7 protein-coding genes are annotated in these 13030 nt (G+C 66.5%); 4 read left to right on the plus strand and 3 right to left on the minus strand.

The window, feature by feature from the left end; translation table 11 throughout:
* Positions 1 to 3: 3 nt before the first annotated feature.
* Entirely contained in the window at positions 4 to 1530 is a 1527-nt protein-coding gene (locus tag ACQR1L_RS10680; protein ID WP_434857921.1) for a malonate--CoA ligase, read from the minus strand.
* A 179-nt stretch (positions 1531 to 1709) separates the two neighbouring features.
* On the opposite strand from ACQR1L_RS10680, the gene ACQR1L_RS10685 reads away from it, so the two are divergent.
* Positions 1710 to 2468 (plus strand): SDR family oxidoreductase, encoded by a 759-nt coding sequence (locus tag ACQR1L_RS10685; RefSeq protein WP_434857922.1) that lies wholly within the window; start codon positions 1710 to 1712, stop codon positions 2466 to 2468.
* A gap of 1192 nt (positions 2469 to 3660) precedes the next feature.
* Here the strand turns inward: ACQR1L_RS10685 and bamA are convergent.
* On the minus strand, positions 3661 to 6165 hold the full coding sequence (gene bamA, locus ACQR1L_RS10690) for an outer membrane protein assembly factor BamA (protein WP_434857923.1): 2505 nt from the start codon (positions 6163 to 6165) through the stop codon (positions 3661 to 3663).
* A gap of 931 nt (positions 6166 to 7096) precedes the next feature.
* Here bamA and ACQR1L_RS10695 point away from each other — a divergent pair.
* The 3 genes from ACQR1L_RS10695 to ACQR1L_RS10705 all read left to right on the plus strand — a co-directional run bounded on the left by ACQR1L_RS10695 (position 7097) and on the right by ACQR1L_RS10705 (position 11762).
* Positions 7097 to 8311 carry an aminotransferase class I/II-fold pyridoxal phosphate-dependent enzyme gene (locus ACQR1L_RS10695; RefSeq protein WP_434857924.1) on the plus strand — a complete coding sequence of 405 codons (1215 nt, stop codon included), beginning with the start codon at positions 7097 to 7099 and terminating at the stop codon, positions 8309 to 8311.
* An 11-nt stretch (positions 8312 to 8322) separates the two neighbouring features.
* Positions 8323 to 10803, plus strand: coding sequence for a DNA translocase FtsK (locus ACQR1L_RS10700; RefSeq protein ID WP_434857925.1), 2481 nt, complete (start codon positions 8323 to 8325; stop codon positions 10801 to 10803).
* A 224-nt stretch (positions 10804 to 11027) separates the two neighbouring features.
* A complete protein-coding gene (locus ACQR1L_RS10705) occupies positions 11028 to 11762 on the plus strand; it encodes an outer membrane lipoprotein carrier protein LolA (protein WP_434857926.1) in 735 nt (244 codons plus the stop codon).
* An 18-nt stretch (positions 11763 to 11780) separates the two neighbouring features.
* On the opposite strand, the gene ACQR1L_RS10710 is transcribed toward ACQR1L_RS10705, so the two are convergent.
* Positions 11781 to 12851, minus strand: coding sequence for a DUF2336 domain-containing protein (locus ACQR1L_RS10710; protein ID WP_434857927.1), 1071 nt, complete (start codon positions 12849 to 12851; stop codon positions 11781 to 11783).
* Positions 12852 to 13030 lie beyond the last annotated feature (179 nt).

The raw sequence follows: 13030 nt of genomic DNA on the forward strand, positions 1-13030 counted from the left end.
TCGCTACTTCGTATAAATGTCCTTGTACTGGTCACGCAGCACGTTCTTCTGCACCTTGCCCATGGTGTTGCGCGGCAGCTCGTCGACCACGAACACGCGCTTGGGCATTTTGAACTTGGCAAGCCGGCCGTCGAGGCCCTTGAGCACGCCGGCCTCGTTCACATCGGCGCCGGGATGCTTCACGACCACGGCGGTGACGCCCTCGCCGAAATCGGCATGCGGCACGCCGATCACGGCGGACTCGACCACGCCCGGCATGGCGTCGATCTCGCTCTCGATCTCCTTCGGATAGACATTGAAGCCGCCGGAGATGACGAGGTCCTTGCCGCGGCCGACGATGTGGACGTAGCCCTGGGTGTCGATCTTGCCGAGGTCGCCGGTGATGAAGAAGCCGTCGTCGCGGAATTCCGACTTGGTCTTCTCCGGCATCCGCCAATAGCCCTTGAACACGTTCGGGCCCTTCACCTCGATCATGCCGATCTCGTCGCGGGCGAGCTCCTTGGCCGTCTCGGGATCGGTGACGCGCACGGAGACGCCGGGCAGCGGGAAGCCGACCGCACCGGGCACGCGCTCACCCTCATAGGGGTTCGACGTGTTCATGTTGGTCTCGGTCATGCCGTAGCGCTCGAGCACGGCGTGGCCGGTGCGCGCGAACCATTCGCGATGGGTGTCGGCGAGCAGCGGAGCCGAACCGGAGATGAAAAGACGCATGTGGCTGGTCGTCTCCTTCGACAGGCGCGGATTCTGCAACAGCCGCGTGTAGAAGGTCGGCACGCCCATCAGCACCGTGGCGCGCGCCATCAGGTTGATGATCAGGTCCGGATCGAGCTTGGGCAGGAAGATCATCGACGCCCGCGCGAACAGCGTCACATTGCTGGCCACGAACAGGCCGTGGGTGTGGTAGATCGGCAGCGCGTGGATCAGCACGTCGTCCTTGGTGAAGCGCCAGTAGTCGATCAAGGTCAGCGAGTTCGAGGCGAGATTGTCGTGAGACAGCATCGCGCCCTTGGAGCGGCCGGTGGTGCCCGACGTGTAGAGGATCGCGGCAAGATCGTCTGATGTGCGCGGCACCGTGGTGAACGCGGTGTCGGCCTCGTCGGCCGCCTCCGTCAGCGAGCCCTTGCCGGAGGCGTCGAGCGTCTCGACCTTGGCACCCACTTTCGCCGCGAGCGCGCCGATGCCCTCGGCCTTGGAGGGATCGCACACCACCACGGTCGGCTCGGCGTCGCCGATGAAATAGTCGAGCTCGTTGAGCGTGTAGGCGGTGTTGAGCGGCAGATACACGCCGCCGGCTCGCACCGTGGCCAGATAGAGCACGAGACCCGACACCGACTTCTCGGTCTGCGCCGCGACGCGATCGCCCGGCTTCACGCCACGCGCCACCAGCACGTTCGCCATCTGGCCGGCGCGCGCGATCAGGTCCCCATAGGTGATGCGCTGGCCGTCATGGGTCTCGATCGCGAGACGGCTGGGATCGTCGAGGCCGTCGAACAGGCGGGCGAACAGATTGGCGTTGGCGGCGTGGTTCATGCAACATTCCCCTGGAGCGGTGGCCGGCCGGCAGTGCCAGCCGGCGGAACATCGTGCTCGACGAAGACGAAAAGGGCCCGGACGGCTGAAAGCAGCGGCTGAAGCGCCGGGGCTGCCGTCTCTGATCGAGGCTGCCTTAGCAAAAACGCCCTTTCGAAGGCAACGGGAGACGCCAGGAAATGACCAAGGGGAAACGGATCGCGTGGATCACCGGGGGCGGCACAGGGATCGGCGAGGCCGGCGCGCTGGCGCTGGCCGCCGAGGGCTGGACCGTCGTGGTGTCGGGCCGGCGCAAGGCGGCGCTCGATGCCGTGGTGGCCAAGATCGCGGCTGATGGCGGCGCCGCCGAGGCCGTCGTGCTCGATGTCGCCAAGGCCGCCGACGTGCAGACGGCTGCCGACGCCATCCTGATGCGTCACGGCCGCATCGATCTCCTGGTCAATTCGGCCGGCGTGAACGTGCCGCGCCGGCGCTGGGACGACATGACGCTCGACGGCTGGAATCAACTGGTCGAGATCAACCTCAACGGCGTGCTGTACTGCATGAAGGCGGTGCTGCCCGCGATGCGGGCGCAGAAGGACGGCATCATCGTCAACGTCTCGTCCTGGGCGGGGCGCCACGTCTCGAAGATGCCGGGCCCGGCCTACACCTCGACCAAGCACGCGGTGCTGGCACTGACGCATTCCTTCAACATGGAGGAATGTGTGAACGGCCTGCGCGCCTGCTGCCTGATGCCGGGCGAGGTCGCGACACCGATCCTGGAGCAGCGCCCGGTGGTGCCAAGCGCGGAGGAGCAGGCCCGGATGCTGCAGCCGGAGGATCTCGGCCGGACGATTGCGTTCGTCGCGAGCATGCCGCCGCGGGTGTGCGTGAACGAGATCCTGATCAGCCCGACATGGAATCGGGGGTTCATCCAGACTCCGGCGAACAGGGAGTGAGGGATTTGGGTTCATTGGTGTCAGCGTTGCTCGCCTAGTTCCCATGTGGCTCGGTCACAGCGCAGCCCGGCGCTGCAACCTCTCCCCGCCCTTCGCGGGGAGAGGTCGGATTGCGCAGCAATCCGGGTGAGGGGCATGGCAACGACGGAGCCGCATCGCAGGTTCATCGGACTCGCAGACTGTGACTCAAGAGTAGCACTTCCCGTGCAGCGGCCCCTCACCCCAACCCTCTCCCCGTGAAGGACGGGGAGAGGGAGCGCACCGCCGTCGCGGCTCACATCCTACATTCCCAATAGCCAACTAATATTTCTCGAAATCCCATGCCTTCGCAGTCTCGCGGCGCATTCACGCCCGAGTCATGCTCGCCATCATCACCCTCATCCAACAGAGGGCGCAGGGAAGGCCGGGCGCTGGCCGCGCCCGTGGCCCGCCTGCAGAAAAGAAAGCAGGCGGCAGTCACCACAGGTCTGGCCGAGAACGCCCGGCCCTCCCCGCGCAACGGTTTTAACGGCTGCTTCGCGTTCTCCCTGGTGCGCCGGCTTGCTGGCCACCATCCCCCCGCGAAGCGAAGCCTCAACGTGAGTTGATATCAGCGTCGGGATATCAGGACCGCGCGACTTGACCGTGCGTGCCTCGCCGTTCGTCCGCGCAGGAGACCCACGCTGCGTCGACACACGCCCATCGCATCCCACTGCCAACGTCTCGTGACGGTCGCGACACGCCCCTCATGCGGCAGCAGGGACGCGCGGAAATGTGCAGGTGATTTGCCCGACGACACAAGGGGACACGCTGCGGCAAACTAACACGACGGGCAATTTGAGCATGGGAGGGATGCGGGCAATGCGCATGCGATGGACATGCGACGGATGTGATCTTGCCAAGAGACCATGTGAGCCGAGATGTCCGCCGCGCAGACGGTGCGCTCCCCTCCCCCTTGCGGGGAGGGGTCGGGGGTGGGGGTCCGCGGGCGATGAACTCAGTGATGTGAATGCGGTCCGAGCAGCAAGGCAGACCTCATCACTGCGATAGAGGAATGAGCTCCGACTCTCATAAGCAGCGGAGTTCGTGGACCCCCACCCCCGACCCCTCCCCGCAAGGGGGAGGGGGGCTCACCGTCGTTGTGGTCAGCAGCGGGGCTCGAGCATCTTCAGGAACTTAGCCGCCTAAACAGAGCGTCGTCCTGCACTCCACCTCAGAACGACGTTCCGCCGCCGAACCTGAACTCCTGCGTGACGTCGTATTTGCCCTTGGACAGCGGCACCGCGTAGTCGAAGCGGAGGGGGCCGAAGGGGGAGGCCCAGATCAGGCCGACGCCGACGGAGGAGCGGATGACCTTGCTGTCGTCATACTGCATCGCGCATTTGCAGGTCGACGTGTTGACCTCGCCGGTGGCGGCCCAGGAGGTCGGGCCCTGGTAGCCCCACAGCGAGCCGGCGTCGGCGTAGACCGAGCCCTTCAGGCCGACCTCCTTGGGCAGGAACCAGAACGGCATCTGTAGTTCGGCCGAGGCGCCCCAATATTTGGTACCGCCGAGCGCATCGCCGGTGGCGCCCAGGCTGCGATAGGTGATGTCGCGCGGGCCGATGCCGTTGGAGGCGAAGCCGCGGACCAGGGTCGGACCCATCTGATAGTGGTCGAGCATGCGCAGGTCCTTGTCGCCGACCTTGTTGAGGACGCCGCCCTGCAGATGGATCACGCTGACGATGTCGGCGACCAGCGGCGTGAAGTACTTCGCATCGATGGCCGACTTCAGATAGCTGACATTGCCGCCGACGCCGGCGAAATCCTGGCGCCAGTCGATCAGCAGGCCATCGGTCGGGTTCTTGGTGTTGTCGAGCGTGTTGTAGTTCAGCGTGTAGCCGAGCGCCGAGGTCAGCGCCGCGCCGTCGTTCAGCTCCTTGCGGACCGCCAGGCTCGATTCGCCGTCGCCATAGCAGCCATAGCCGTAGACGCCGGATGAGGTCGAATTGGTCGGATCGACGCCGCCGAGCACGCTCTGGATATAGGCCGGGGTGGGATTGAAGGCGAGCAGGCCGTTGGCGGAGTTGTTGTTGCAGTTGGCGAGATAGGACGGCAGCGTGATCTCCTGCCGGTACAGCGAATAGCGCAGCTGCAGCGACAAATCCTCGCGCAGCTGGAAGCCGAGCCGCGGGCTGAAGCCGACGGTGCGCGTGCCATAGCTGGTGTAGCTGTTGGCGAGCTGCTGGCGGTAGGAGACGTCGAGGCCGAGCGCGATCCGGTAGTCCAGCAGATACGGCTCGACGAAGGACAGCGACACGCCGCGGGTATATTGTCCGTAGGTGACCGCCGCCTTGGCATAGAGTCCGCGCCCGAGGAAATTGCGCTCGGAGATCGACACCTCCGCCAGCGCGCCATCGGTCGTCGAATAGCCGCCGGAGATCGAGAAGTCACCGGTCGACTTTTCCTCCAGCAGGACGTTCAGGATCACGCGGTCGCTCGACGAGCCCGGCTCGGTCGTGATCTTGACCTCCTTGAAGAAGTCGAGGTTCTTCAGCCGGCGCTCGGCGCGATCGACCAGCGCGCGGTTGTAGGCATCGCCCTCGGAGAGGTCGAACTCGCGCCGGATCACGTAGTCGCGCGTGCGCGTGTTGCCGCGGATGGCGATGCGCTCGATATAGGTGCGCGGGCCTTCGTCGACGGAGAACACGATCGCGACCGTGTGGGCCTCGATGTTGCGGTCGCCGCGCGGACGCACGACCGCGAAGCTGAAGCCGCGGCGCGAGGCCTCGATCTGCATCTCCTCGACGGACTTCTCGAGCTGCTCGACATTGTAGAGAGCGCCGACACTGACCCGCGAATAGCCGCGCAGCGCATTGGCATCGAGCGCGGCGACGGTCGACTGGAAGTCGACCGAGCCGACGCGGTATTGCTGGCCTTCCTCGATCTGAAACGTGACCAGGAACCCCTTCTGCTCCGGATCATATTCGCTGAGCGCGGCCACGACCTGGACGTCGGCATAGCCGTTCTTGAGGTAGAAGCGGCGGATCAGGTCGCGGTCGGCCTCGACGCGATCGGGGTCGTAGACGTCGTTGTTGCCGAGGAAGCTCAGCCAGTTGGTCGCGCGGGTCTTGATGATGTCGCGCAGACGCGCGGCGGAATAGGCATTGTTGCCGACGAACTCGACCGACTTCACGCCGGTCTTGACGCCCTCGACGACCGTGAAGATGAGGTCGACGCGGTTGTTGGGCTGCTCGATGATTTCAGGCGTGACGCGCACGTCGTAGCGGCCGGAGCGGCGGTAGATCTCGGCGATGCGCTGCGCATCCGACTGCACCATAGGCCGGGACAGCGTGCCGCGCGGCTTCGACTGCACCTCGGCCTGGAGCTGCTCGTCCTTGACCTTCTTGTTGCCCTCGAAGGCGACGCGGCCGATCACGGGGTTCTCGACCACGCGCACCACGAGCCGGCCGCCCTGGCGGTCGATCCTGACGTCGGCGAACAGGCCGGTCTGGATCAGCGCCTTCAGGCCGTCATCGACCTGGCCGGCGTCGAGCGCGCCGGACGGCCCCGGCTTGAAGTAGGAGCGGATGGTGTCGGCTTCGATACGCCGGTTGCCTTCGATGGTGATCGAGGTCGCGGCCGCCGCAGGGGCGGCCGCGGCGGTGCGGGGCAACGCGGTCACCGGCAGGGCCAGCAGCATCAGGGCAAGCACGCCCGGCAGTCTCAGACGCATCATCGACGCTCTTTCGAAAAGTCAGAGTCCTCGGCGCGACGCAGATGCCGGCACGCCCATGGGAATCGCTGATGCCCGCGAAAGATGGTCGTGATGCGCCATTCTCGTTTCGTGAAATGTCGGATGATGCCGGATGTGACGGAGTGTTTCCGGTCAGACAAACTTGCGCGGCGGGCGGAGCGACCGAGGCCGTGGCCTAGTATGAAGTCCAACTCCGGCACTGCGGCCAGAAGGCAACGGCCGCTGCGGACATCTTCGTTAAGCAATTCGTCCGCCCGCGCCGCATTCGGCGGCTACCGACATCAAATTCTACAAATCTTAGGATGTCGGCAACACCAGGGAAAAACCAGGGTGCTATCTGATGATCACCCGAACTAAGCCCCCAAGTAGTTCGGCCAAGGCCCGGTGCGCGTAGATTCCCATACTTATTCCGGCGCACCGGGCCGCCCTGGTTTTTTGCTAGAGCTTGATAGCATGCAACAAGCGCAGTGCCCGTGAATGCGCCCTCGCCCCCAAGCGAAGCAAAGCTTCGCCAGGGTGGGAGAGGGCATGTGGGACAGCGCTGCAAGCTCGGTTGGGTGAGGGGTTCTGTCCAAGAGCGCCGTTCGCCGAGAGAGACCCCTCACCCGATCGCATGTGTTGATCGGCCGGCGATGCCCTCTCACACAGGGGGCGAGGGCGCTGTATCGGACAGCCCGCTCGCGGCTGCTTGGCTCACCCCGCGCGCCGGAGGTTCCCTCTCCCCCCGCCCGAATCACCACAATGTCCGCCGCTGTTGCGAAATTGCCTCTGGATCGACTGGCGAAAAACGATCAAAACGTGCGGCAGCGCCGATGGTTAATCGCGTCTTAACCTCGCCCCACCTATGGTGACCGCCAAGGCACCGGTTCATGGGCGATCGGCGGCTTCCACTGGTTTGGCGCGCGTTTTACGTATGGCAATGACCGCTTCATCCCCCGCGCCCGCTGGCGCCAGCCATTCGGAGAGCGAACGCTCGCCGTTTGCGCGGCTGAACGAACTGCTCGCCCCCTACCAGCCGGGCAAGCCGATGATCACGCTCGCCGTCGGTGAGCCGCAGCATCCGGTGCCGGATTTCGTCGGGCCCGTGCTGGCGCAGCACATCGCCGATTTCGGCCGCTATCCCGCCGCCAAGGGCATCGAACCGTTCCGGAAAGCGGCGAGCGCCTGGCTGTCGCGCCGATTCGCGCTGCCGCGTGCGGTCGATCCCGAACATGAGATTCTCGTTCTGAACGGCAGCCGCGAGGGCCTGTTCTTCGCCGCGCATGCCGCGCTCCGCCATGTCGGCCCGCGCCGCGGCAAGCCGGCGATCCTGATGCCGAACCCGTTCTATCCGGTGTATGGCGTCGGCGCCCGCACCGCAGGCTGTGAGCAGGTCTATCTGCCGACGATTCGCGACAACGGTTTTCTTCCCGATCTCGATGCGATCGACGAGGCGACCTTGTCCCGCACCGTCGCGTTCTACCTTGCGACGCCGGCGAATCCGCAAGGCTCGGTCGCCTCGGCGGACTACATGCGCAAGCTGGTGCGGCTCGCCAACACCTACGGCTTCCTGATCTTCAGCGACGAATGCTATTCGGAGATCTACACGCGGCAGGCGCCGGGCAGCATGCTGGAGCATGCCGGTCCCGACTACAGCAACGTCGTCGCGTTCCAGTCGCTGTCGAAGCGCTCCAACGTGCCGGGCATGCGCATCGGCTTCGCCGCCGGCGACCGCAGGTTTCTCGCAGTCTTCCATGAGCTGCGCAACGTCGCCGCGCCCCAGGTGCCGGTGCCGTTGCAGCATGTCGCGGTCGCGGCCTATGCCGACGAGGCGCATGTCGAGGAGAATCGCCGGCTGTACCGCGCCAAGTTCGATCTCGCCGACCAGATCATCGGCAACCGCTACGGCTATACGCGGCCCGACGGCGGCTTCTGTGTCTGGCTCGACGTCGCGGACCGCGGCGGCGACGAGGAGGTGACGCTGCGGCTGTATCGCGACGCCGGCGTGCGCGTCGTGCCCGGCAGCTATCTGGCGCGGCCGCAACCCGATGGCTTCAATCCGGGGGTCGGCTATATCAGGCTGGCGCTGGTGGCCGATGCGGCCTCGACCGGCGAGGCGCTGCACCGGCTGGTCGAGACACTCGGATAATCGCGGGGCGGATGCGGATGCCGGCGATCGAACGAGTCATTCCCCTGGTCAATCATCTGCCGACCTCGCTGCGCGAGGCGCTGGTGCGGCGGCTGCGCGAGCTCGCGGGCCTCGGGCTGATCGCGCTGTGCGGTGTCGCGGCCGCGGCGCTGATGACCTGGTCGGTGCAGGACCCGAGCCTGTCGCATGCCACCTCGCGCGCGATCCGCAACATCCTCGGCTATCCCGGCGCGATCAGCGCCGACCTCCTGATGCAGATCCTCGGCCTCGGCTCGATCATGGCGATCCTGCCGCTGGCCGTCCGCGGCTGGCGGATGATGACGCACCGCCCGTTCGACCGCGAGGCGCTGCGCTTCGGCGCCTGGGTGCTCGCGGCCGTCATCGCCGCCGGCTTCGCCAGCTGCTGGCCGCGCTCGCATGCGTGGCCGCTGCCGACCGGCCTCGGCGGTGTCGTCGGCGATGCCCTGGTGCGCGCGCCGGCGGTGGTGTTCGGCCCGCCCGGCGTGATCTACCGCATCGTGCTCGGCACGCTGCTGCTGGTCGCGATGATCGGCTGCCTGCTGGTCGCCGGCGGCATGGGCGCGAAGGAAGCCGATCCGAGCCTGGTCGACGAGGAAGAGGACGACACGCCGCTCGCCGATCCCGAGGATGACGACGACCGCAAGGCCATCCGGCTCGGCTGGATCTTCCACGCGCTGATGAGCGCGAAGGCGCAGATCGGCTGGTTCCTCTCGACGGCCTATCGCGCGCTGGTCTCCTCCGGCCCGCAACCGCGCACGGCCGCGGCGGGACGGCAGGAGCCGAGCCTCGCCCGCGGCCAGAAGAAGCCGACCCTCGCGCCCGAGATGGAGGGCGACGAGGACGAGGAGGAGGAAGAGGCGGCCGGCGACGAGGAGGACGACGAGGAGGAGGAGCCGGCTCCGAAGGCGCGCAAGAAGCCGGCGCCGAAAACCCCGCCGAAGAAGTCCAGCGACAAATACGATTTGCCGTCGGTCTCGATGCTGGCGGCGCCCAAATCCTCCGACCGCCAGCCGCTGTCGAAGAGCGAGCTCGAGGCCAATTCGCGCGCGCTGGAAGGCGTGCTGCAGGATTTCGGCGTGCGCGGCGAGATCGTGAAGGCGCACCCCGGCCCCGTCGTCACCCTGTACGAGCTGGAGCCGGCGCCGGGCATCAAGTCGTCGCGCGTCATCGGCCTCGCCGACGACATCGCCCGCTCGATGAGTGCGCTGTCGGCGCGCGTCGCCGTCGTGCCCGGCCGCAACGCCATCGGCATCGAGCTGCCGAACGTGCATCGCGAGAAGGTTTACTTGCGCGAGCTGCTGGTGGCGAAGGAGGCGACCGAGAGCGTCGCCAAGCTGCCGCTCTGCCTCGGCAAGAACATCGGCGGCGAGTCCATCATCATCGATCTCGCCCGCACGCCGCACATGCTGATCGCCGGTACGACCGGCTCGGGCAAGTCGGTCGCGATCAACACCATGATCCTGAGCCTGGTCTATCGCCTGCGGCCCGACCAGTGCCGGCTGATCATGGTCGACCCGAAGATGCTCGAACTCTCCGTCTATGACGGCATTCCCCATCTGCTCACGCCCGTCGTGACCGACCCGAAGAAGGCCGTCGTCGCGCTGAAATGGGCGGTGCGCGAGATGGAGGAGCGCTACAAGAAGATGGCCAAGCTCGGCGTGCGCAACATCGATGGCTACAACGCCCGGCTTGCGGAAGCCCGCAACAAGGGCGAGGAGCTGACGCGCACCGTCCACACCGGCTTCGACAAGGAGACCGGAAAGGCGATCTACGAGGAGGAGAAGCTCGACCTCGATCCCCTGCCCTACATCGTCATCATCGTCGACGAAATGGCCGACCTGATGATGGTCGCCGGCAAGGACATCGAAGGCACGGTGCAGCGCCTCGCCCAGATGGCGCGCGCCGCCGGCCTGCACGTGATCCTGGCGACGCAGCGTCCGTCGGTCGACGTCATCACCGGCACCATCAAGGCCAACTTCCCGACCCGCATCTCCTTCCAGGTGACGTCGAAGATCGACAGCCGCACCATCCTCGGCGAGATGGGCGCCGAGCAGCTGCTCGGCCAGGGCGACATGCTCTACATGGCCGGCGGCGGCCGCATCAGCCGCGTCCACGGCCCGTTCTGTTCCGACGAGGAGGTCGAGAAGGTGGTGCGCCATCTCAAGGCCCAGGGCTCGCCGGAATATCTCGAGGCGGTCACCGCCGAGGAGCCGAGCGAGGAGGACGGCGCCGTGTTCGACGCCACCGGCATGGGTGGCGGCGGCGGCGGCGACGACCTGTTCGCGCAGGCCGTGGCCGTGGTGAAGCGCGACCGCAAGGCCTCGACCAGCTACATTCAACGCCGGCTGCAGATCGGCTATAACAAGGCCGCTTCACTGATGGAGCGGATGGAACAGGAAGGCATCGTCGGCCAGGCCAACCACGCCGGCAAGCGCGAGATCCTGGTGCCCGAGGAAGAAGGCGGGTTCTGAGCCCTGCCCGTCTCGGTCCCAGATCTGCCGTTTCCGTGTCGTAACTTCACGCAATTACGATCACGCTGACCGACCGAACCACGATAGAAACGCGGAAACATCAGGACGCCGTTTTGAAAAGCCCCTTGTTGAACAGCACGTTTTCATCTCCAGCGGCCCGGCGCGGCCGCCGCCTGTCGGCGCTTCTCGCCGGCGGCGTGGTCTGCGCCACTTGGGCGGGATTGATGGCGGGAGCAACGGTTCCTGCCGCCGCCCAGAGCACGGCCGCCCCCAAGGCGGGGCAGAAGAGCGGCCCGCTCAGCGCCGCCGATGCCCAGCGCGGCGGTCCCGCCACCACCCAGGCCACGCCGCCAAATCCGATCATTCCCGATCCCCGGCGCAACGTGCCGGCAAGCATCTTCACCTCGTTCGACGCCAACCAGAAGGCGCAGGCGGCCAAGGTCAGCGCCTATCTGTCCTCGTTGCAGACCTTGGTCGGAAACTTCGTTCAGGTCGGCCCGGACGGCAGCAAGACCAAGGGCGATTTCTACATCCAGAAGCCCGGCAAGGTGCGCTTCGAATATGAGCCGCCGACGCCGATCGACATCGTCGCCGACGGCTCGTCGCTGGTGGTGCGCGACCGCAAGCTGGCGACCCAGGACGTCTACCCGCTGTCGCAGACGCCGCTGCGCTATCTGCTGTCCGACCGGATCGACCTGCTCAAGGACACCAACGTCATCGCGGTGTCCTCGGACGATCTCTATGTGACGATCACGATCGAGGAGAAGCAGGCGCTGATCGGCACCAGCCGGCTGATGCTGATGCTCGGCGCCAAGGACGGCCAGCTCAAGCAGTGGACCGTGACCGATCCGCAAGGCTACGACACGACCATCGCCGTCTACAACCTCGACACAACGAAGAAGCTCGATCCGGCGATGTTCAAGATCGACTTCACCAACTACAGCACGCCGCCGGGCTGACGCCGGGCGGCGCACCGCTCAGCGCGACTCGAGGCCGCGGACCTTCCACTGCGCCTCGGACAGCGCGAGCTTCTCAAAGCGCTTGCGCGCCTCCTCGACGTCGTCGGCGGCAAGCGCGTCGCAGCCGGGACGCGCGCGCAGGATCATCGCGGTCGTCGCCCAGCCCAGCCGCGCCGCCTTGCAGGCCAGCAGCAGATCCATCAGGCGATCATCCTGCAGCAGCGATTCGATCGTCTCGATCGAGACCACGCACAGCAGCGCGAGCGCCGCGATCACGGCGGGAAAATCGCCGGTGACGCAGAAGCGATTGACGGCGGAGTCGCCGAGCTTGCCGCTGCGATTGAGCGCGGCGACCTCGGCCTTGACCTGCTCATAATCCCACATCGCCCGCATCGCGGCGCCCGACGACCGGGTCGGCGCGGCCTGCAGCGTGGCGCGGGTCGCCGGCGGCGCGGCCTTGATGAAGCGGGTGCGGGCGGCCTCGCTGGCGGCGGCGACGAAAGCGCGCGACAGCTTGGCCGGGAGATCGGTGCGCAGCGCCAGCTTCTCGGCCAGGTCCTCGTCGCGCTCGGCGATCTTGAACAGGCTGCGATAGCCGTCCTCGGAGAGTTTCGCGGTGAGGTTCTGCGCCAGCGCCATGCGCACGGCCGGGAAGCCGCGGGCGATCAGCTGCGTCGTGAGACTGTCGCCGATGCCCCTGCGGCTGGCGATGGCGGCCAGATGCGCCGGGCTGCCGGCCCGGATGAACTCCGCGAGATCGCGTTCGGTCAGCACGGCCGCCTTGGCCAGCATCGGACCTGCGACCCGCAATTCGGGATGCACCGCGAGCAGACGGACGGTGGCGTAGGGCGCACGCTCGACACCGGCGAGCGCCATGCTCAATTCGGCTACCAGCTCGGTCGCGACCTGCGGCATCAGCCGGGCGAACATCTGGTCATAGAGATCGAGCTGCTCGTCCGACGCTGGACGCGGGCCGGCGAGGAACAGGCTGGTGGTCCGGCGCAGCATGTCGGTGGCGAGTTCGGACACCGTCCTCGCCTCACCGGCGGGCGTTTTGACGGATGGAGCTGCCGCAGGCGCTGGGGGCATTGCAATTCTCTCATGGTCGGCGCCGGCCGGCTGTCAGGCGGCGCGCATCGCTCATCAATTTGCGGAAGAATGCGAAGGCCGGACTAAAGGGGCGTTAAGCCAACCACGGGGAACTACGGAAGCGTCAGGCCGTCGTTAACGGATTTCACCCGGCCCGGTCCAATGTTCTCGTCTTGTTC

It is taken from the genome of Bradyrhizobium sp. HKCCYLR20261, assembly GCF_051168435.1.
In the GTDB taxonomy this organism is placed as follows: domain Bacteria; phylum Pseudomonadota; class Alphaproteobacteria; order Rhizobiales; family Xanthobacteraceae; genus Bradyrhizobium.